Raw genomic sequence first — 18,167 nt, 5'->3', positions numbered from 1 at the left:
TCCGTCAACAGGATGCTTTCGTCACACGCCGCGCGGTACGCTGCCGCCCATCGCGTGTCGGCGCATCCGTCCTGTTGACGGAGAGGTTCCGCCGCTTCGACAAGCTCAGGGAGCGGGTCTTCGGAGGAGGCACAGGAGCGGATTCTCGGGGTGCACGGTGTTTCTGCGGCGTCTTACACCCGCACTGCGGTAGCCGATAGTACGCACTGAGGGCAGGAAGCCCGAAGTTAGTTAAAGAAAGCCAGGGACGGGCTGATGATTGTTGTGACGCGACTGAACGACAGTCAATTTGCGATCAACCCCGACCTTATCGAGCGCATCCATCAGGCCCCGGACACCACCATCGTGATGGTCGACGGTCGCAAGTACATCGTCACCGAGTCGATGACAGAAGTCATCGAGATGATCGCGGCCTATCGTGCCCGGGTCGTCGCCATGGCCACCCAGATTCCCTCACCGCTACACCAATTGGGTTCCCGTCGGTTGGAGCTTGCGAGTGATGACAGTGACAAGTCAGGCGACGAATTGATGCTCGTCGAGCACGAGCCGGTTCGGCCGACTCCGATCCAGTCACGGAAGAACTGATGGATCCCGCCACAATCATTGGCCTCGCCCTCGCCTTCGGCTCCCTGTTGGCGATGATCATCATGGAGGGCGCCAGCCCGATGTCGGTGCTGATTCCCGCGCCGATGATCCTCGTGTTCGGCGCCACAATCGCCGTAGGCATCGCCAGTGCCACAATCAAAGACTCGATTCATGCTGTCAAGGCGCTGCCGCGGGCCTTCCTGGGTAAAGTCTCGAAGCCGCAGGTGATGATCGATCAAATGGTCGCCATCGCAGAGAAAGCGCGAAGCGAGGGACTCCTCAGCCTTGAGCAGGAGGCTGACAACGTGGACGACCCCTTCCTCAAGGGCGCCCTCCAGAGCATTGCCGACGGGATGGATGCCGAGGAATTGACCGTCATCCTCGAAGACAAGATCTCAAGTTACGAGAGCTCGGCGAGGTCGGCGAGCAAGTTCTATGCATCCATGGGCGGGTACGCACCGACGATCGGCATTATCGGAACGGTCGTCTCGCTCACCCACGTACTGGAGAACCTGTCCCAGCCCGACGAACTCGGTCACATGATCGCAGCGGCGTTCGTCGCAACCCTGTGGGGGGTGCTCTCGGCCAACTTCATCTGGCTGCCGATCGCCGGACGGCTCGGCCGTTTGGCCGACCTCGACGTCCAGCGGATGACCCTGACCATGGAAGGCATCCTGGCCGTGCAGTCAGGCAGCCAGCCGCGCAACCTCGGTGACCGACTTCAGGCCCTGGTGCCCCACCACGACCAGCCGAAGCCATCCAAGGCTGCCAAGGGTGCCAAGGGTTCGAAAGAGTCGAAAGAGTCCAAGGGTTCCAACGTTGCGGAAGCAGCATGAGTTCCCGGCGTCGGCGCGGCACTAATCACGCGGAAGAGACACACGTCGATGAGAGGTGGCTTGTCTCCTACGCCGACATGATCACGGTGCTGATGTGCCTGTTCATCGTTCTGTTTGCCATGTCGACTGTCGACCAGAAGAAGTACGAGCAGCTGTCTAACTCGCTGGCCACCGGCTTCGGTGCAACGGATGTCGGCGCCATCGACACGGCCGAAGGCGTCGTCGTACCGGAGGAAATGGTCAACGCGACCGACGTCGGTTTCAGCAACCTCGAACTGGCGATCCAGGAGGTCAACCGCCTCACAGAGCTCATGGAGCAGATCGACGCCAGCCTGCAGGCAAAAGGCCTCGCCCACACCGTCGAGTATGAGTTGGATGAGCGTGGCCTCACCGTTCGGCTGATCGGGTCCGAGACCTTTTTCGACAACAACAGCATCAACCTGTCCGGTGTTGCGACCAGCGTGCTCGACTCCGTCGCCCCGGTGCTGGTGTCCAGTCAATACCAGGTCAGCGTCGAAGGACACGCCGACCACCGCCAGGCCGCGTATCCGTTCGCAACCAACTGGGAACTGGCATCCGGACGCTCAACCCAGGTGTTACGCCGGCTGGTGGAGTGGGGCGGAATGCCGCCCGCACAGATTGCGTCAGTCGGGTACGGCGACGCACGTCCGGTAGCGGAGGGGAGCGGTGCCGCGGAACTGGCGAAGAACCGGCGAGTCGACATCGTCGTGCTGTCCGACCAGCCGGAGACGGTGCGCTCCCTCATCCCGATGGTGATCGAGCGCCATCTGAACGTCCCAGAACAGGGGGTGCGGGAGGCAGATCGCTTACCGCCAGGGTAGCGGGGCCGATAGTCCCTTTCGTGACGGTCCAGGAACAAGCAGTTATTGGTGTGCCCAGGGTGCCGGGACGCACGGTTGAGCTGTACGACTTCCGTCGCCCCACCACCCTCGCCAGGGAGCACTCCCGCGTGCTCGAACTGTCGTTCGAGACGTTCGCCCGCCAATGGGGCACCCAGCTCACCGCCAAGGTGCGCGTCGTATCGCAGGTCACCTGCGAAGAGGTGCTCATGCAGACCTACGACGAGTACGCGACATCGCTGCCGTCGACGACGGCCATGGTGCTCTGCCAGCTCGAGGGTGCGGATGCGAAGGCGGTCATCCAATTCCCGGCAGCTGCTGCCCTCTCCTGGGTCGGTCACATGCTGGGCGGCGCCACCGGCCCCACCCCGCCTGAGCGCAAGTTCACCCTGATCGAACAGGCACTGGTCAGACGCCTCATGGAGGACGCCCTCGAGGACCTCCGCTACTCGCTCGGGCAGATGCTCGTCAACCCGATCTCACTGGACGCCATCCAGTACAACTCGCAGTTCGCCCAGGCAGCCGCGACCGGCGACCTCATGATCGTCTCGACCTACACAGTCAGGGTCGGCGACAACACGACGAAAGCAACCCTGGCGATTCCGGCTGACCTGCTGCTCGCACAGTTGGGTGAAGCGAACCCGACGGTCACCGCCGACAACGCGCGTGAACTGGTCACCGCGCAACTCTCGAGGGCACCAGTCGAAGTGTCGCTCAGGCTCAACTCGGCAACCGTCAGCCCCGCACGAATCCTCGACCTCGCGGTCGGCGACGTGCTGCACCTTCCCCACCCACAGCACCGTCCACTGGACGTTGCCGTCGAGGGTCAGGCCCTCGCACACGCGGCCGTCGGCTCGAACGGTTCCCGACTGGCCTGCGTCATCGTCAACACCGAGGAGAAATAGTGAAGACCACCACCCTTGACCAGAACGCGGCGGCCGCCGCGGCCCTCGCGTCACTGCTTCCGAGCGCAACCAAGCTGAAGGCCACCATGCTGGACGCTTCGGATGCGCCCACCGTTCCACTGACCGAGGCGGTCGTCGTCTCGTTCGTAGGGGAGACATCCGCTGACCTGGCCGTCGTGCTCACCGACCCGGACGCCATGACGGTTGCCGCCGGCCCGGATTCGGCGTTGGTCTCGCTCGGCGACGTGCTGCGACCTGCCCTCGAGGGTGCGGTCGAGAGTCTCGGTTCCGGCGTACTCGGTGAGGTTGCGACCCAGGACGCGACCGCGCTGTTCGCCGACCCGGACACCGTCGTCTTCGTACTGGCCGGGCGTGGTGCACCGACCGGCTGGTTCGCCATCCGCATCCGCGAGTCGGGTGTCGTCACCGGCGCCACCCCGAAGTCTGAGAGTAATGTGACCCACAAACTCGGCCGCATCAGCAACGTCGAAATGGCCCTCACGGTGGAGATCGGGCGCACCCGGATGTCCATCCGCGACCTGCTGAGCCTCGAACCGGGCGCCGTCATCGAGCTCGACCGTTCGGCCGGAGCGCCCGCGGACGTGCTGCTCAACGGCCGGCTGATCGCCCACGGCGAGATCGTGGTCATCGACCAGGACTACGCGGTTCGCATCACCAAGATCCTCGATGTGGCCGACGGCCTCGGCTAGAAGACGCCCAAACACGTGGAAACCATTTATCTCGCACTGCGGGTGCTCCTCTCCCTCGCAGTGGTACTGGCAGCGATCTGGTACGCCCATCGCCGGCTGACCAGGAGCGGGCGCCTCCCGCGCGCGACCAAAGCGGTCAACGTGGTGACCAAGCAGAGCATCGGTGCGAAGGCATCCGTTGTGGTGATGGATGTCGACGGCCAGCGCTTCCTGCTCGGCGTCACCGAGCAATCGGTGACCGTGCTGAACACCAGCGAAACACCGACGGCGGAACCGGTGCGCGAGCTTGCGCCGGCCCCCAGCATTCCGGTGACCATCCCAGGAGTCAGCACCACCCGCCCGAGCGGAGGGGCAGCGTTCGCCAGGGTGCTCTCCGAACTGCAGGCTGAGCCGACCGAGCAGGCCAACCCGGCACCGGTCGTGTACCTGCCGGAGCAGCGCACCACCGCGCTCGACGGCTCGATCCTGTCGGCAGCGACCTGGAAGCGCACTGCGGCCGCCCTTCGGCGGGCGCGATGACCATGGCGGCGAGCCGGGGCATCCGCTCCGGTGCATTCACCCGGGTGCTGGCGCTTGGCGTGCCCACCCTGGTGGTCGCCGCCGCCCTCGTTCTCACCACGACCACCGTCGGCTACGCGGCACCCATCGACCCGGCACCGCCGGTCGAACCCGGGCTGCCCGGCAGCGGCGGGCTCAGCATTGACATCAACGGACCGGACGGCGAACCGTCATCCGCCATCGTCACGCTGCTCGGCATCACCCTGCTCTCGGTGGCGCCGGCCCTGCTGCTGATGATGACGTCGTTCACCAAGATCTTCGTGGTGCTGGCCATGACCCGCAACGCGCTCGCCCTGCCCACCATCCCGCCGAACCAGGTGCTGGCCGGGCTCGCGTTGTTCCTGTCGCTGTTCATCATGAGCCCCGTCCTGGGCGACGTGAACGAACTCGGCGTGCAGCCGTACCTCGATGGGACCGTGGATTTCACGAAGGCGATCGACCTGGCATCCGCCCCCCTGCGTGAGTTCATGCTGCTGCATACGCGGGAGGAAGACCTCGCACTGATGACCCGCGCCGCCGCGCAGGAAAACCCGGTCAGCCCGGACACCGTCCCGATGCTCACCCTCATCCCGGCGTTCATGATCTCCGAACTGCGGGCGGCCTTCATCATCGGCTTCGTCATCTTCGTACCGTTCCTGGTCATCGACCTGGTCGTCGCCGCGGCGCTGATGTCGATGGGCATGATGATGCTCCCGCCGGTGATGATCTCGCTGCCATTCAAGATCCTGCTCTTCATCCTGGTCGACGGATGGGGCCTCGTCATCACCTCTCTCATCGCCAGTTACGGGGGTGGTGGCTAGTGGATACCAACGCCGTCCTGGACATCGGCCTGCAGGCACTCCTCGTCGCTGGGAAGCTGGCAGCGCCCATCCTGATCACCGCTCTGGTGGTCGGTTTCAGCATTTCGCTGCTCCAGTCGATCACCCAGATCCAGGAGGTGACGCTCGCCTTCGTGCCGAAGGCGGTCGCGGTCGCCCTGGCCCTGTGGATCAGCGGCCACTGGATGATCACCGAGATCGTCACCTTCACCGAGCAGCTGTTCGACAAGCTGCCATCCCTCCTCGGCGGCGGATGATGGGCAGTAGCTGATGGAACTCGCGTTCTCGATGGGGTGGATCGAGGCGGTCATGCTCGCGGGGGTGCGCATGACTGCTTTCATCTTCATCGCGCCGCCGTTCTCCTACAACGCCTTCCCGGCCCGCATCAAGGCAATGCTCGGCATCGGGCTGGCGCTCGCCGTCTCACCACAGGTCGTCCCCGGCTATGTCGAGCATGAACTCCCCGGATTCCTCGGCGCCCTGGTCATGGAGATCGTGGTCGGCGCCGTGCTCGGCTTCCTGGTGTTCATCGTGTTCGCCGCCGTGCAGTCCGCCGGAAGCATGATCGACCTGTTCGGCGGGTTCCAGATGGCCCAGGGGTTCGACCCGCAGTCGATGATCAACGGCGCCCAGTTCGCCCGCCTTTTCCACATGACAGCCCTCGCACTGCTGTTCGCGTCCGGCGGTTACCAGCTCATCATCGGCGGACTCGCGCGGTCATTCTCCGCCCTTCCCATCGGTGGCGGAATCGACCTCGCCGCTCCGGCTGAGGCGATGGTGCACGGCGTCACGCAGATGTTCCTGGCATCCGTTCAGATCGCCGGCCCACTACTTGTCGTACTCTTCCTCGCCGACGCCGGGCTCGGCCTGCTCACCAGGGTCGCCCCGGCGCTCAACGCATTCGCACTCGGCTTCCCGCTGAAGATCTTCCTCACCGTGACACTGGCCGCCGTCGTCTTCGTGGCCATGCCATCCATCGTCTCCTCCCTCACCGGCGAAGCCGTCGGCCTCCTGACGGGAGGTACCCGATGAGCGAGACCACAGAAGAGCGCACAGAAGAAGCAACCCAGAAGCGGATGAAGGAGGTCCGCGAGAAGGGGCAGCTCAGCCGCTCACAGGACCTGACCGCGTGGCTCGGCATCGGCGGTGCCGGCGCGATGATGCCGATCACCGTGGAGCGTGCGTCCCAGGCGGGGACCGACCAGATATTCGCGGTCGGGATGATCGCAGCACACCCCGACCCGCTCGTCGCGCTGGAGGCGCTCGGCCAGGGCCTCGCCTCCTTCGTCACCATCCTCGGGCCGTTCTTCATCGTCGTGGTGATCGTGGTGCTCGCCGGTGCTGCCGCGCAGGGTGGCGTGCACCTGAAGAAGTTCACCGGCAAGTACGAGCAATTCAACCTGGTGAATGGCGTCAAGCGGGTGTTCGGCCTGCAGGCGTTGTGGGAAGGCGTGAAGGCGCTGCTCAAGACCGCGGTGGTCGGCGGTGTTCTCTACGGTGTCGTGCAGACGATGACACCCGTGCTGATGTCCGCCGGCGGGCTCTCGGTCGCCAGCCTGCTGGACACCGCGAACGACGGCGTGACGATGCTCCTGCAGTCCGCGGTCCTCGCCGGCATCGCCCTCGCCGTCGCCGACTTCTACGTGGTCATGATGCGCAACCGGAAGAAAACCCGGATGACCAAGAAAGAAGTGAAAGACGAGAACAAGAACTCCGACGGCGACCCGCTGATCAAGTCGCAGCGCCGCTCCCGGCAGCTGGCGATGAGCCGCAACCGGATGATCGCCGCCGTCGCCGGTGCGGACGTCGTCATGGTCAACCCCACGCATTTCGCCGTGGCCATCAAGTATGAGCCGGGCAAGTCGGCACCCCGCATCGTGGCGAAGGGGGCAGGTCAGATCGCTGCGCGCATCCGCGAACAGGCGGAGACCGACAAGGTTCCGATCGTCAAGGACATCCCGCTCACCCGGGCGCTGCACTCCGCCTGCGAGCTCGGCGACGAGATCCCGGCCGAGCTTTACACCGCGGTCGCCAGGGTGCTCGCCTTCGTCATGTCGCTGAAGGCGCGCGGCAGGGCGACCGGTGGCGTGCACACCGGTCCGGATGCCGACCGTCCACAGCACTACACCGCAACTCCCGTGCGCCACAAGAACCGGCGCACGGATTCCGCTCTCGAATCTGCATCGCTTGAAACAACACCGTCCAACCCCGGAGGTCACTGACATGGGTCGCAATCTCAGCAAGTTCGCCGTGCCGATGGGAGTCGTCGGCATCATCATGCTGCTCGTCGTTCCGGTGCCGGCCGGCGTCCTCGACGTGCTCATCATCGTCAACATCATGCTGGCGCTGGTGATCCTGCTCACCACCATGTTCGTGAAGAAGCCGCTCGACTTCTCCGTCTTCCCGTCACTGCTCCTGGTGGCGACGCTGTTCCGCCTCGGCCTCAACGTGGCATCCACCCGACTGGTGCTTGGTGACGCCTACGCGGGTCAGGTGATCGAGGCCCTCGGGCATGTCGCCATCAACGGGTCGATGATCATCGGTGCGGTCATCTTCCTGATCCTGGTGGTCATCCACTTCGTCGTCGTGACGAAGGGTGCCGAGCGCGTCGCCGAGGTCGGCGCGCGGTTCACCCTCGACGCCATGCCGGGCAAGCAGATGGCCATCGATGCCGACCTGAACGCCGGCCTGATCACGGATGTGCAGGCTCGCGAACGCCGCGCCGAAGTGTCGGCAGAGGCGGACTTCTACGGCGCGATGGACGGTGCGTCCAAGTTCGTCAAGGGTGACGCGATCGCCGGAATCATCATCATCATCATCAACATCGTCGGCGGGATCGCGATCGGCATCCTGCAGCGCGGCATGGAGGTCGGCGAGGCGCTCGACACCTACGCGCTGCTGACCATCGGCGACGGCCTGGTCACGCAGATCCCGGCACTGCTGATGGCGGTGGCCACCGGCATGATCGTGACCCGGTCGAACGCGGAGTCCGACATGGGCTCGACCGCATCCGCTCAGCTCAGCCAGTCGCGGGTCGCGCTGACCATTGCCGGCGTTGCTGCACTCATCATGGGACTCATCCCCGGCATGCCGCTGTTCCCCTTCCTCCTGGTCGGGTCGTTCCTGATCATTGCGGGGCTGCGGATCAAGGCGGCCGAGACTCGGCGTCAGGCCAGCGACGATGCGGCTGCGGAGCAGGAGAACGCGCCCAAGGCTGAGACCACCGAAGACCTCATCGAGCAGATGCGGGTGCACGCGCTGGAGATCCTGCTCGCCCCCAACCTGGTCGACATCGTGTCCGACGCATCCGACGACCTGCTGGCCAGGGTGCGCTCGCTCCGCCGCAAGATCGCCATGGAGCTGGGCGTCGTCGTGCCCCCGGTGCGCACCCGCGACAGCGTCGAACTGCCGTACTCGACCTACGTCATCCGCATCGCCGGTGTTGAAGCAGGCAGAGGTGTCGCGCCGGCCGGGAAGGTGCTGGCCCTCGGGGACAACCTCGACACCCTCCCCGGGTCGACAACGGTGGAGCCCGTCTTCGGCCTGGCCGGCAAGTGGATCCCCAGCGAGATGCGGCACAGCGCGGAAATGACCGGCGCGACCGTCATCGACCGGGTCTCGGTGGTCGTCACCCACCTGTCTTCGATCATCACCGCCAACGCAGCGCGGCTGCTCTCCCGCGAGGATGTTCGCGTTCTCACCGAAGGCGTCAAACAGGTCAGCCCGTCCGCGGTCGATGAACTGGTGCCCGGCCTCCTCACCCTTGCCGAGGTGCAGCGCGTTCTTCAGGGGCTGCTCAGCGAGCAGGTTCCGATCAACGACCTGCCGCGCATCTACGAGGCGCTGGCGCTGCGGGCGAAGATGTCCACGGATCCGGAGGGTCTGGTCGAGGCGGCACGGCAGGCGCTCGGGCCGGCACTCACCTCGAAACACGTCGACGGCCAGCTGCTGCGGGTGATCATGATCGACCCGCTGCTGGAGCAGTCCATGCTGGAAGGGATGCGCCCGTCGGAGCTGGGAACGCAGATCCTCATGGACCAGTCCGGAATCGAGGGTGTCCTGGCGTCACTGAAGGACTCGGTCGAGCGCGTCGAGGCGGGGGGCAACTCGGCGGTGCTGGTGTGCGCACCGGCGTTGCGGCCGGCCATCCGACGCCTGGTCTCGGCCCAGAACGACGGGCTGCCGGTACTGTCTTATCAGGAGGTCACCTCAGCGCAGGTGAACATCGAAACCGTAGGGGTGGTTCGTGTCGCCGAGTCGATTTCAGCTTGAGGGTGCCTCCCTCGCCGAAGTGACGGCGAGGGCGCAGGCCGAGTACGGGCCGAAGGCGAAGATCATCGCGGCCGAGGCGGTCACCACCGGGGGCATCTCCGGGTTCTTCGCCCAGCGGCACTACGAGGTGACGATCGAGGTGCCGGATGACACGGCACAGGATGCGCACGAGTTCGACCTCCCAGCGCGGGCCGGTATCGCGGCGCTGCTCGACGACGCCGACAGTGCCGAGATCGGCCTGGTGACGGAGTCGGCCAAGCCGAGCCTGTCGACCGAGTCGGTCGATTTCAGGGCGATCATGGCCGACCTCACCGTGAACACCGTTCGCCCGCTTCCCCAGCCCGTCGCATCCGCCGGACCGGCAACGTTGACCGGGGCAGGCGACCTGGTGGTGATCGTCGGGCTGGCCGGGGACGCGCTGCGGATCGCCCGCACCGTGGCGGTGGGGGAGAGCGCCCTGAGGGTCGCCGGAGACGTGTACGAACCGAGCGTTGGGCGGGTCGATGACCGCCGATCGTTGCTCGGCGCCAGGGCCACCGGTGTGGAGGGCGGCCACAGTGTGATGGTGGCGTTCGGGCTCGGTTCGGCCGGGTTCGACTTCGGCAAGACGGAGGCGTTGCGCCAACTGCACGCCGACCAGGTGTTTGTTGTCATCGATGCGTCCCGCAAGCAGGCGGACACCGAACGGTGGGTCGGCGCGGTGAAGGCTGCGGTGACGGTGGACGGCCTGATCGCGTTCGGGCGAGAGCTGACGGCGACGCCGGACTCGGTCGCCGAACTCGGCCTGCCGGTGCGCTGGGTCTAGCTGCCCGCATCCGCATCCGCATCCCCGCCGTACCGCTCTCCCGCTTGTGTCGCCTCGGACGGTGTTTCTTTCCGCCACCCGCATCCGCCCCTCCGTTTCTGCGGCGGGTCACACGAAAGTCCGTCGATCGCGACATGGGTGCGTGCAGATGGGCGCCTCTAGGGTGGGGCCGGTAGGCTGAACCGGTGCTGGTGCTTACGCGGAAGCCGGGGGAGAGAATCCTCATCGGCGATGACATCGTGGTGACGATCCTCGATGTGCGTGGCGACGGCATCCGTGTCGGGATCGACGCCCCGCGTGGGGTTCGCATTCAGCGCGAGGAGATCGTGCGCCAGGTCGGCGAGTCGAACGTCGCGGCCGCGCAGGCACCCGCCGAGGCGGAGGCCCAGATCAAGGCCGCGCTCGGGATCACCCCGCCCCCACTCGAGTAGTCGCGCATAGGATCGCCGGATGAGACTCTGGTCGGTGCATCCGCGGTACCTCGACCGGCAGGGGCTCACCGCTTGCTGGCGCGAGGCGCTGCTCGCTCAGGCTGTGGTCGAACACACCAGCGGCGGCTACAGCAACCATCCGCAGTTGGAGCGGTTCCGAGCCACCGATGACCCGCTGGCAGCGATCGGCGCGTATCTGCGCGGTGTCGCAGCCGAGGCGGATGCTCGGGGCTACCGCTTCACGAAGACGAAGATCCTCCGCGGCGATGAGGTGCAACCCATCCGGCTGGCGAACGGACAGCTCGACTACGAGTGGGGTTACCTGCTGGCCAAGCTCGCCATGCGCAGCCTCGATCGGTACCACGCGTTCGCCGACCTGGTGACGCCGGAGCCGCATCCGCTCTTCGTCATTGTCCCGGGCGGCATCGAAAGCTGGGAACGGCCCAAATCCCTCTAGCCTGAATTTATGCCCTTCAGTCCGTTGCCGTTCTCGCTCCAGACCGACCGTCTCACGCTACAGCTCTGGGAGGAGTCGGATGCCGCCGGCTACCGCGAACTGGTTGGCGAGCGCGGCGACTCCAAGCCGACCCTCGAGGAGGCGATCGATGAGATCAAGGGCGCGCGGGCATCCGCCCCTGGCCGCGGCATCCACCTTCTGACCCTGCGGCTGAAGGGCACCGAGGAGTTCCTCGGCTACTGCGGGCTGGTCATCGGCCGGGCAAGCCTCGAGGAGCCGGAGATCGCCTACGAGTTGCTCCGCAGCGCACACGGCCACGGGTACGCGACAGAGGCCGCAGCGGCGGTCGTCGACGCGGCCGCCGCGACGGGCAGGGCACGGTTGTGGTCTACCGTGCGCACCTGGAATGCCCCCTCCTTCCGGGTGCTGGAGAAGATCGGCTTCGCACGAGACCATTCCACAACCGGCGAGAAGGGCGAGATCGTCTGGTTGACGCGCACGCTGTAGCGTCGCGGCATCCGGTGGCAGGATGAACGTATGGCCCTCAACATCACCGGTGACCCCGCGGCGGATTCGCTGCTGTCAGAGAATCCGCTCGCGCTCCTGCTCGGGATGCTGCTCGACCAGCAGGTGACGATGGAGAGCGCGTTCGCCGGCCCGGCGAAGATCCGCGACCGCATCGGTTCGCTGGATGCCGCCACCATCGCCGACTACGAGCCGGATGCCCTGGTCGAGGTCTTCAAGCAGACGCCAGCTGTTCACCGCTTCCCCGGTTCGATGGCCGGTCGGGTGCAGTCGGTGTGCGCCGCAGTGCGGGACGACTGGTCGGGAGACGCGTCGGCGATCTGGACCCAGGATGACCCGGACGGTGCAGAAGTGCTGCGCCGCCTGAAGGGCCTGCCGGGGTTCGGCGAGCAGAAGGCGAAGATCTTCCTGGCCCTGCTCGGCAAGCAGCGCGGTCTGGATGCTCCAGGCTGGCGCGAGGCATCCGGCAGCTACGGCGAGGAGGGTGCCTTCCGCTCGGTGGCCGACATCGTCGACCCCGGCTCCTTGGCGAAGGTGCGCGAGACGAAGAAGGCGGCGAAGGCCGCAGCCAAGCAGAAGTAGACGCGGGGGAGGGACTGATGGCCAAGGCTGACCCGCTGGCCGCCGCCGCGACCGAACTGTACGCACTGCCCCTCGACGAGTTCACGAAGGCGCGAAACGCGAAGGCGGCGGATGCCCGTGACGGCGGCGACCGGGAACTGGCCGACCGCATCCGCCAGCTGAAGAAGCCGACGGTGTCGGCGTGGGCGGTCAACATGCTGTCGCGCCACCGTTCCGAGGAGGTGGGGCAGCTGCTCGAACTGGGTGCTGCGCTGCGGGAGGCGCAGAGCGGGCTGGATGCCGATGAACTTCGGGCGCTCGGCAAGCAACGGCAGCAGTTGATCTCCGCGGTGGTGAAGCAGGCGCGCACGCTGGCGGCGGAGTTGGGAGGCGCTCTGGCCCCGGCCGCGGCCGATGAGGTGGGGCAAACGCTGCAGGCTGCGCTGGCTGACCCGAATGCAGCCGAGGCGGTCACCGCCGGCGTGCTGACCGGACCGCTGGTGGCCTCGGGATGGGGCTCGGTCGATGTCGACAGTTCAGTCGCGGTGCCGTCACGCGCCGGGCGCACGGCCAAGGTCACAGATATCTCCGAGCGGCAACGCGCGAAGGCGAAGCGGCGATTGACGGACGCTGAGGAGGCGCTCGAGAAACGCGAATCCGAGGCCGAGAACCTGGACGAGAAACTCGACCAATTGCGGCCGAAGCGCAAGGAACTTGAAGGGGAGGTCGCCGACCTTCAGGAGCGCATCGCCGCCCTGCAGAAGCAGCTGGCCGCCCTGGACCGCGAGCGCGACTCCCTCAAGCGGCAACGGGAGAAGGTGGCCTCTGCGGTGGGGGATGCCGCGCTGGAGGTCGACGAGGCGGCGGCAGAGCTGAAGCGGCTGACCTGAGTCGCGTCGCGTAGCGAAACGGAAGCGACAGGAGAGTCAGCTCGGGGCGAAGGCGGTTAGCGTCGGTGGCGTGAACGAGCATCCGGTCGCCCGCGTCGGCATCTCCGGCTGGCGGTACGCTCCGTGGCGCGGCGACTTCTACCCGAAGGGCCTTCCGCAGCGGCGTGAGCTCGAGTTCGCCTCCCGGCAACTCGACACCATCGAGCTCAACGGCACGTTCTACTCCCTGCAGCGCCCGGAGTACTTCGCCGCCTGGCGCGATGAGACTCCCGACGATTTCGTTTTCTCAGTGAAGGGCGGCCGCTTCATCACCCACCTGCTCCGCCTCAGGAATGTGCACGCGGCGCTCGCCAACTTCTACGCGTCCGGCGTGCTGGCCCTGGGGCCGAAGCTGGGCCCGTTCCTCTGGCAGCTTCCCGAGAAGCTCACCTTCGATGCCGACCTGGTCGACCAGTTCCTGCAGCAGTTGCCAAGGTCGACGGATGCCGCGGTGCGCCTCGCGCAGGACCACGACGAGCGGCTGGATCGCCGCGAATTCGTGAAGACGGATGCCGACCGCCCCCTCCGGCACGCGCTCGAGGTGCGCAGCCACAGCTTCGACACCCCGGAATTCTTCGCCATCCTGGAACGCCACAACGTGGCATCCGTCGTCGCGGACACCGCCGGGAAGTGGCCGCGGCTGACCCGCCAGACCGCCGACTTCTCCTACGCCCGGCTGCACGGCGAGAAGGTGCTCTACGAGAGCGGCTACGACGATGAGGCGATCGACCGGTGGGCTCAGACGGTGCGTGGCTGGCTGGCATCCGGTCGCGATTCGTACGTGTACTTCGACAACGACATCAAGGTGCGGGCGCCATACGATGCCATGGCGCTGGCGAAACGGCTGGCGGAGGGCTAGGAATTCAGCCCGAGGTCCAGCTTGTAGCCGACGTGCGAGGCGACGAAACCGAGCCGGTCGTAGAACCGGTGGGCGTCCGTTCGCGACGCATCAGAGGTCAGCTGCACGAGTCCGACGTTGCGCCGTTTCCCCTCGGCGATCGCCCAGTGCATCATGGCGCCGCCGAGTCCGTTGCTCCGATGGTCGGAACGCACCCGCACGGCCTCGATCTGCAGTCGAGTCGAACCCGCTCGGGAGAGGCCGGGGATGAACGACAACTGCATGGTGGCGACGACCCCTTCTGCATCGTCGGTGGCGACGACCAGCAGCTGCGCGGCATCCGCGTCGACACGGCGGAAGCCCTGCAGGTAGGCGTCCCGCGATTCCGGTGCAATAGTCTCGATCGCCGCGTGCCGGGTGTCTTCGACGAGAAGGCTGACGATCGACTCGACGTCCGAAGCGGTCGCCTTGCGCAGCAGGTAACGGTTGTCGACGAGTGGGGTGGGGAGGGCTTGCACGACCCTAATTCTCACATGACTAGTCGTGCGCCGCGTGCTCGTGCGGGTGGCTGTCCTCCGACTCCAGCTGGAAGGTGGAGTGCTCGATGCTCAGCTCGAAGTGGTCGGCGACGCAGGCCTGCAGGTCGGCCAGCATCGTGGAGGCGTGACCATCGTGGAAGCACTCCTCGGTGACGACAACGTGGGCGCTGAGAGTCGGCAGTCCGGTGGCGATCTGCGAGGCGTGCAGGTCGTGCACCGACACGACGTGCGGCACGCGCAGGATGTGCTCGCGCACCTCGTCGAGGTCGAGACCACGGGGTGCGGCCTCTAGCAGCACGTGCGAGGTCTCGCGCAGCAGCAGGAGCGCGCGCGGGATGATGAACGCGCTGATCAGCATGGCGGCGATGGCATCCGCCCCGGTCCACCCGGTGACTGCGATGACGATCGCGCTGATGATGACCGCGACCGAGCCGAGGGCATCCACCACCACCTCGAGGAAGGCGGCGCGCAGGTTCAGGTTCGCGGACCTGCTCGAGTTCAGCACCGCGATGGCGGCAAGGTTGCCGGCCAGGCCGATGACCCCGAAGATCAGCAGGCCGGTCGGCGAAACCTCCGGCGGCGAGGAGAGGCGGATGATGCCCTCAACCAGCGCATAGACTCCGACGGCCAACAGGATGGCGGCCTGGGTGGTGGCGGCGAGCACCTCGGTGCGGCGCAGGCCCCAGGTGTAGCGAGAGTTGGGCGGGCGCAGCGAGAGGGACGCCGCCATCAACGCGAGCAGCAGCCCGCCCGCATCGGTGAGCATGTGTGCAGCGTCGACCAGCAGGGCGAGGCTTCCGGTGAGGATGGCGCCGATGATTTCGGCGACGAGGATGACGGCGGTGATGCCGAACGCGATGGCCAGTCTCGTGCGGTGCGTTTGCCGGACCGAGTGGGTGTGCGTCATCCGTTGTCCTTGTGCGAAGCCGCGGCGAGGGGTCTCCGCGGAGTGCAGCAACTCGAGCAGTTCGGCTCGGTCGCTATCTAACGATGATAGCCGCGGTGCTCTTACGCCTCGGGCAGCTCGATCGGCTGCAGCGTGGCGATCTTCGCCTCGCGGTTGTCGCCGGACGACCGACCGGTGAGCCGCCGCCCGATCCACGGCAGCACGTACTGGCGCCAATAGGCGGCGCTGCGCATCCGCGGCTCCTCGGTGTCCGGGTCGTGGCCCGGCTGCGGGATGGGCAGCCCGAGGGCCTCGAGCACATTGCTGGCCACCCGCGCATGACCGCGCGAGTTCAGGTGGATCTTGTCCGCCGACCAGTACCTCAAGTCGCCGAGTTCAGCATCCGCCCAGTTGTCGACGAAGGTCACGTTCTCTTTCGGCAGGTGGTCGCGGATGCCCTGCGCCAGTTGCTCCCCGCGGGCCTGCACCATCGCGCCCAGCGGCATGTGGGCTGACGGGTTGGCACCGCTGGCCAACACGACATGGATGCCTTGATCGGTGGCCCGGTCGACCGCCTCCAGGAGTTGGTCGGCGACGTGGGCGATGGAGACGCGGGGCCGGAGGATGTCGTTGCCGCCGCCGTTGATGCTGAGCAGCGCCGGCTTCAACGCGAGCGCGGCGTCCAGCTGCTCGTCGAGGATCGGCGCGAGGAGCCGGCCGCGAATGGCGAGGTTCGCGTACAACACCGGTTCCCGGGACGCGTAGGCGAGCCCGACCGCGACCAGGTCTGCCCAGCCGCGCACACGCCCGTCCGGAAGCTCGTCCCCGACCCCCTCGGTGAAGCTGTCACCGACGGCGACGTAGCTGGAGAACTCATGCATCCGTAGATTCCACCACAGTCCCCTGAGTTGGGGCATGGCTCTGCCGATGCAGCCCCGGCACAATCGAGTAGAGTTCACCCACAACCTTGCGCGCTGCGTTTCCTTCTGGGGACGGTGAATCGTTGGTTTGCCCCCGATCTGCTCGCCCACCTGGAGCCCCATGAGAACCTCAACCCGTGCCGTCGCGATGCGCGCCCTCGTCGCCGTACTCACCGTCGGTGCAATGACGGTCGTTCTCGCGCCGTCGGCTGCGTACGCCGCCACCTCGGATTACCAGGTCGACTCGACCATCACTGTGGGCAACACGCCTACTGCGGTCGAACTACACGCTGGGATGAACAAGCTCTACGTCGCAAACCGGGCTGACGGCACAGTTTCGGTGATCGATGCGAGCACCGGCGTGGTGACTGCGACGGTGAACGTGGGTAACACGCCGGCGGCGATCGCGGTAAACACCGTCACCAATCTGGTCTACGTGATGAACCACGACGGCGGTTCCGTATCCGTGATTGATGCGGTGACGGATACTGTCATCGACAATATCGATGTCGCCGACTGGCCCTATGCGATCGCTGTGAACGAGACAACCAACACGGTCTATGTCTCTCACCTGACCACGACCATGTCGGCGATCGACGCCGCCACGAAGGCGATCACTGAAGTGCAGCTCCTCCCCTCCTCACAAGGGACCGGCGTCGCGGTGAACGAGACGACTGACTTGGTCTATGTCACCGACTACGTGAATGACCGGCTCTATGTGCTGAGGGGGGCAGACCTTGCCGTGAACAACATCGTACTTGTCGGAGGTGCACCATTCGGTGTCGCCGTCAACGAGGCAACCGGCATGGTCTACGTGGCCAACGTCGGTGACGACACCGTGACGGTGCTGGATGTGACGGGCGCCCTGGCGCCTGTCACCGTGCCGGTGGGGGATGAACCTTTCGGTATCGCTGTGGACGCGACCCGCAATGCCGTCTTCGTCTCGGGCATCGCTGGCAGCAGCCTCGCCGTGATCGACGGGCTGACAAACGTCGTCGATTCGGTGGTGGCTCTGGGTGGTATCGGTCGCGATGTCGCCGTAGACGTCGCCACCAACACCCTTTACGCCACCAGCGAGCCTAACTCTCTGGTGGTGCTTGCCGCGGTGGTGCCACCTACCGTCACTCCGGGAGCGCCGGCCACCCCCGCGGAGCTGCCTCCGACCGGGTTGGAGTTCGCCCCCTGGGCGGCAGCCGCAGCGCTCCTGCTGGTTGCCGGGGGCTTCTTGATGGTGGGGGCACGACAGGGAGTCAGGCGCCGGATTCGTCCAATGGCGTGAGCACGAAGACCGGAATCTCGCGCTCCGTCTTCTGCTGGTAGTCCGCATAGTTCGGGAACGCCGCGACTGCCCGCTCCCACCACACCGCCTTCTCTTCGCCTTCGACGAGGCGTGCCGTGTAGTCGCCGCGTGCCGGCCCGTCCTGAAGCTCGACCAGCGGGTGCTTCAGCAGGTTGAAGTACCAGACCGGATGCTTCGGCGCGCCACCCTGGGACGCGACCAGAGCATATTCGCCGCCGTGTTCGACGCGCATGAGCGGTGTCTTGCGCAACTTGGCGCTTTTCGCACCCACGGTGGTCAGCAGCACGACGGGCATCCCGCGCAGGGTGGTTCCCTCGGTTCCGCCCGAGCTCTCGTAGAGTTCCGCCTGTTCGCGGGCCCAACCTGAAGTGCTCGGTGCGTATTCCCCTTGTAGTGGCATGGTTGGTACAACCGGCAGGCGCCTGCGATATT

General features: G+C 66.2%; 23 protein-coding genes. 19 read left to right on the top strand and 4 right to left on the bottom strand.

What is annotated here, in order from left to right:
* Positions 1-255: 255 nt before the first annotated feature.
* From ACX3O0_RS12320 to ACX3O0_RS12235, 18 genes are all read left to right on the top strand, one after another.
* The gene (locus ACX3O0_RS12320; protein WP_459089269.1) at positions 256-585 is read left to right on the top strand and encodes a flagellar FlbD family protein; all 330 of its coding nucleotides are present in this window, start codon (positions 256-258) and stop codon (positions 583-585) included.
* Positions 585-1,421, top strand: a complete 837-nt coding sequence (locus ACX3O0_RS12315; protein ID WP_459089267.1) for a motility protein A — start codon at positions 585-587, stop codon at positions 1,419-1,421. The genes ACX3O0_RS12320 and ACX3O0_RS12315 overlap by 1 nt, the downstream gene beginning before the upstream one ends.
* Entirely contained in the window at positions 1,418-2,263 is an 846-nt protein-coding gene (locus ACX3O0_RS12310) for a flagellar motor protein MotB (RefSeq protein WP_459107919.1), read from the top strand. The genes ACX3O0_RS12315 and ACX3O0_RS12310 overlap by 4 nt, the downstream gene beginning before the upstream one ends.
* A 50-nt stretch (positions 2,264-2,313) precedes the next feature.
* Entirely contained in the window at positions 2,314-3,186 is an 873-nt protein-coding gene (locus ACX3O0_RS12305; RefSeq protein ID WP_459107918.1) for a flagellar motor switch protein FliM, read from the top strand.
* Entirely contained in the window at positions 3,186-3,896 is a 711-nt protein-coding gene (fliN, locus tag ACX3O0_RS12300; protein ID WP_459107917.1) for a flagellar motor switch protein FliN, read from the top strand. Before ACX3O0_RS12305 ends, fliN begins: the two co-directional genes overlap by 1 nt.
* Before the next feature lie 15 nt (positions 3,897-3,911).
* Complete coding sequence (locus ACX3O0_RS12295; protein WP_459107916.1) at positions 3,912-4,415, top strand: FliO/MopB family protein; 504 nt, start codon at positions 3,912-3,914, stop codon at positions 4,413-4,415.
* Positions 4,416-4,417: 2 nt separating this feature from the next.
* Positions 4,418-5,254, top strand: coding sequence for a flagellar type III secretion system pore protein FliP (gene fliP / locus ACX3O0_RS12290; protein ID WP_459108477.1), 837 nt, complete (start codon positions 4,418-4,420; stop codon positions 5,252-5,254).
* Positions 5,254-5,529 (top strand): flagellar biosynthesis protein FliQ, encoded by a 276-nt coding sequence (gene fliQ / locus ACX3O0_RS12285; protein ID WP_459089255.1) that lies wholly within the window; start codon positions 5,254-5,256, stop codon positions 5,527-5,529. Before fliP ends, fliQ begins: the two co-directional genes overlap by 1 nt.
* 13 nt (positions 5,530-5,542) lie before the next feature.
* Entirely contained in the window at positions 5,543-6,304 is a 762-nt protein-coding gene (locus tag ACX3O0_RS12280; protein WP_459089253.1) for a flagellar biosynthetic protein FliR, read from the top strand.
* The gene (locus ACX3O0_RS12275) at positions 6,301-7,494 is read left to right on the top strand and encodes an EscU/YscU/HrcU family type III secretion system export apparatus switch protein (RefSeq protein ID WP_459107915.1); all 1,194 of its coding nucleotides are present in this window, start codon (positions 6,301-6,303) and stop codon (positions 7,492-7,494) included. The genes ACX3O0_RS12280 and ACX3O0_RS12275 overlap by 4 nt, the downstream gene beginning before the upstream one ends.
* A gap of 1 nt (position 7,495) precedes the next feature.
* The gene (locus ACX3O0_RS12270; RefSeq protein WP_459107914.1) at positions 7,496-9,544 is read left to right on the top strand and encodes a flagellar biosynthesis protein FlhA; all 2,049 of its coding nucleotides are present in this window, start codon (positions 7,496-7,498) and stop codon (positions 9,542-9,544) included.
* A complete protein-coding gene (locus ACX3O0_RS12265; RefSeq protein ID WP_459107913.1) occupies positions 9,519-10,349 on the top strand; it encodes a hypothetical protein in 831 nt (276 codons plus the stop codon). The genes ACX3O0_RS12270 and ACX3O0_RS12265 overlap by 26 nt, the downstream gene beginning before the upstream one ends.
* Before the next feature lie 185 nt (positions 10,350-10,534).
* Positions 10,535-10,780 (top strand): carbon storage regulator CsrA, encoded by a 246-nt coding sequence (gene csrA, locus ACX3O0_RS12260; RefSeq protein ID WP_459089245.1) that lies wholly within the window; start codon positions 10,535-10,537, stop codon positions 10,778-10,780.
* A gap of 19 nt (positions 10,781-10,799) precedes the next feature.
* The gene (locus ACX3O0_RS12255; protein ID WP_459089243.1) at positions 10,800-11,237 is read left to right on the top strand and encodes a pyrimidine dimer DNA glycosylase/endonuclease V; all 438 of its coding nucleotides are present in this window, start codon (positions 10,800-10,802) and stop codon (positions 11,235-11,237) included.
* Positions 11,238-11,246: 9 nt separating this feature from the next.
* Positions 11,247-11,744, top strand: coding sequence for a GNAT family N-acetyltransferase (locus ACX3O0_RS12250; RefSeq protein ID WP_459107912.1), 498 nt, complete (start codon positions 11,247-11,249; stop codon positions 11,742-11,744).
* A gap of 30 nt (positions 11,745-11,774) precedes the next feature.
* On the top strand, positions 11,775-12,344 hold the full coding sequence (locus ACX3O0_RS12245) for an HhH-GPD-type base excision DNA repair protein (RefSeq protein ID WP_459107911.1): 570 nt from the start codon (positions 11,775-11,777) through the stop codon (positions 12,342-12,344).
* Between the two features lie 17 nt (positions 12,345-12,361).
* Complete coding sequence (locus tag ACX3O0_RS12240; protein WP_459107910.1) at positions 12,362-13,213, top strand: zinc ribbon domain-containing protein; 852 nt, start codon at positions 12,362-12,364, stop codon at positions 13,211-13,213.
* 70 nt (positions 13,214-13,283) lie between these two features.
* Entirely contained in the window at positions 13,284-14,111 is an 828-nt protein-coding gene (locus ACX3O0_RS12235) for a DUF72 domain-containing protein (protein WP_459107909.1), read from the top strand.
* On the opposite strand, the gene ACX3O0_RS12230 is transcribed toward ACX3O0_RS12235, so the two are convergent.
* The 3 genes from ACX3O0_RS12230 to ACX3O0_RS12220 form a co-directional block, all read right to left on the bottom strand.
* Positions 14,108-14,608 (bottom strand): GNAT family N-acetyltransferase, encoded by a 501-nt coding sequence (locus ACX3O0_RS12230; RefSeq protein WP_459107908.1) that lies wholly within the window; start codon positions 14,606-14,608, stop codon positions 14,108-14,110. The genes ACX3O0_RS12235 and ACX3O0_RS12230 overlap by 4 nt on opposite strands.
* A gap of 19 nt (positions 14,609-14,627) precedes the next feature.
* Positions 14,628-15,536 (bottom strand): cation diffusion facilitator family transporter, encoded by a 909-nt coding sequence (locus ACX3O0_RS12225; protein ID WP_459089231.1) that lies wholly within the window; start codon positions 15,534-15,536, stop codon positions 14,628-14,630.
* A 101-nt stretch (positions 15,537-15,637) separates the two neighbouring features.
* Positions 15,638-16,396 carry an SGNH/GDSL hydrolase family protein gene (locus ACX3O0_RS12220; protein WP_459107907.1) on the bottom strand — a complete coding sequence of 253 codons (759 nt, stop codon included), beginning with the start codon at positions 16,394-16,396 and terminating at the stop codon, positions 15,638-15,640.
* Positions 16,397-16,556: 160 nt separating this feature from the next.
* Between ACX3O0_RS12220 and ACX3O0_RS12215 the strand changes: the two genes are divergently transcribed.
* Positions 16,557-17,714, top strand: a complete 1,158-nt coding sequence (locus tag ACX3O0_RS12215) for a YncE family protein (protein WP_459107906.1) — start codon at positions 16,557-16,559, stop codon at positions 17,712-17,714.
* On the opposite strand, the gene ACX3O0_RS12210 is transcribed toward ACX3O0_RS12215, so the two are convergent.
* Entirely contained in the window at positions 17,686-18,135 is a 450-nt protein-coding gene (locus tag ACX3O0_RS12210; protein ID WP_459107905.1) for a nitroreductase family deazaflavin-dependent oxidoreductase, read from the bottom strand. The two genes, ACX3O0_RS12215 and ACX3O0_RS12210, sit on opposite strands and share 29 nt — an antisense overlap.
* Positions 18,136-18,167: the final 32 nt, after the last annotated feature.

The sequence above is a fragment of the Homoserinimonas sp. A447 genome, from assembly GCF_054489325.1.
Note: the sequence above shows the minus strand (reverse complement) of the source record. Positions and strands in the feature narration are given on the sequence as shown.

Excerpts from the sequence above, each read along its gene's own strand:
- ACX3O0_RS12270 (WP_459107914.1), top strand. The coding sequence starts at position 7,496 with ATGGGTCGCAATCTCAGCAAGTTCGCCGTGCCGATGGGAGTCGTCGGC.
- ACX3O0_RS12225 (WP_459089231.1), bottom strand. The coding sequence starts at position 15,536 with ATGACGCACACCCACTCGGTCCGGCAAACGCACCGCACGAGACTGGCC.
- ACX3O0_RS12215 (WP_459107906.1), top strand. The coding sequence starts at position 16,557 with ATGAGAACCTCAACCCGTGCCGTCGCGATGCGCGCCCTCGTCGCCGTA.
- fliP (WP_459108477.1), top strand. The coding sequence starts at position 4,418 with ATGGCGGCGAGCCGGGGCATCCGCTCCGGTGCATTCACCCGGGTGCTG.
- ACX3O0_RS12210 (WP_459107905.1), bottom strand. The coding sequence starts at position 18,135 with ATGCCACTACAAGGGGAATACGCACCGAGCACTTCAGGTTGGGCCCGC.
- ACX3O0_RS12315 (WP_459089267.1), top strand. The coding sequence starts at position 585 with ATGGATCCCGCCACAATCATTGGCCTCGCCCTCGCCTTCGGCTCCCTG.
- ACX3O0_RS12240 (WP_459107910.1), top strand. The coding sequence starts at position 12,362 with ATGGCCAAGGCTGACCCGCTGGCCGCCGCCGCGACCGAACTGTACGCA.
- ACX3O0_RS12310 (WP_459107919.1), top strand. The coding sequence starts at position 1,418 with ATGAGTTCCCGGCGTCGGCGCGGCACTAATCACGCGGAAGAGACACAC.
- ACX3O0_RS12280 (WP_459089253.1), top strand. The coding sequence starts at position 5,543 with ATGGAACTCGCGTTCTCGATGGGGTGGATCGAGGCGGTCATGCTCGCG.
- ACX3O0_RS12275 (WP_459107915.1), top strand. The coding sequence starts at position 6,301 with ATGAGCGAGACCACAGAAGAGCGCACAGAAGAAGCAACCCAGAAGCGG.
- ACX3O0_RS12320 (WP_459089269.1), top strand. The coding sequence starts at position 256 with ATGATTGTTGTGACGCGACTGAACGACAGTCAATTTGCGATCAACCCC.
- ACX3O0_RS12250 (WP_459107912.1), top strand. The coding sequence starts at position 11,247 with ATGCCCTTCAGTCCGTTGCCGTTCTCGCTCCAGACCGACCGTCTCACG.
- ACX3O0_RS12255 (WP_459089243.1), top strand. The coding sequence starts at position 10,800 with ATGAGACTCTGGTCGGTGCATCCGCGGTACCTCGACCGGCAGGGGCTC.
- ACX3O0_RS12220 (WP_459107907.1), bottom strand. The coding sequence starts at position 16,396 with ATGCATGAGTTCTCCAGCTACGTCGCCGTCGGTGACAGCTTCACCGAG.
- ACX3O0_RS12245 (WP_459107911.1), top strand. The coding sequence starts at position 11,775 with ATGGCCCTCAACATCACCGGTGACCCCGCGGCGGATTCGCTGCTGTCA.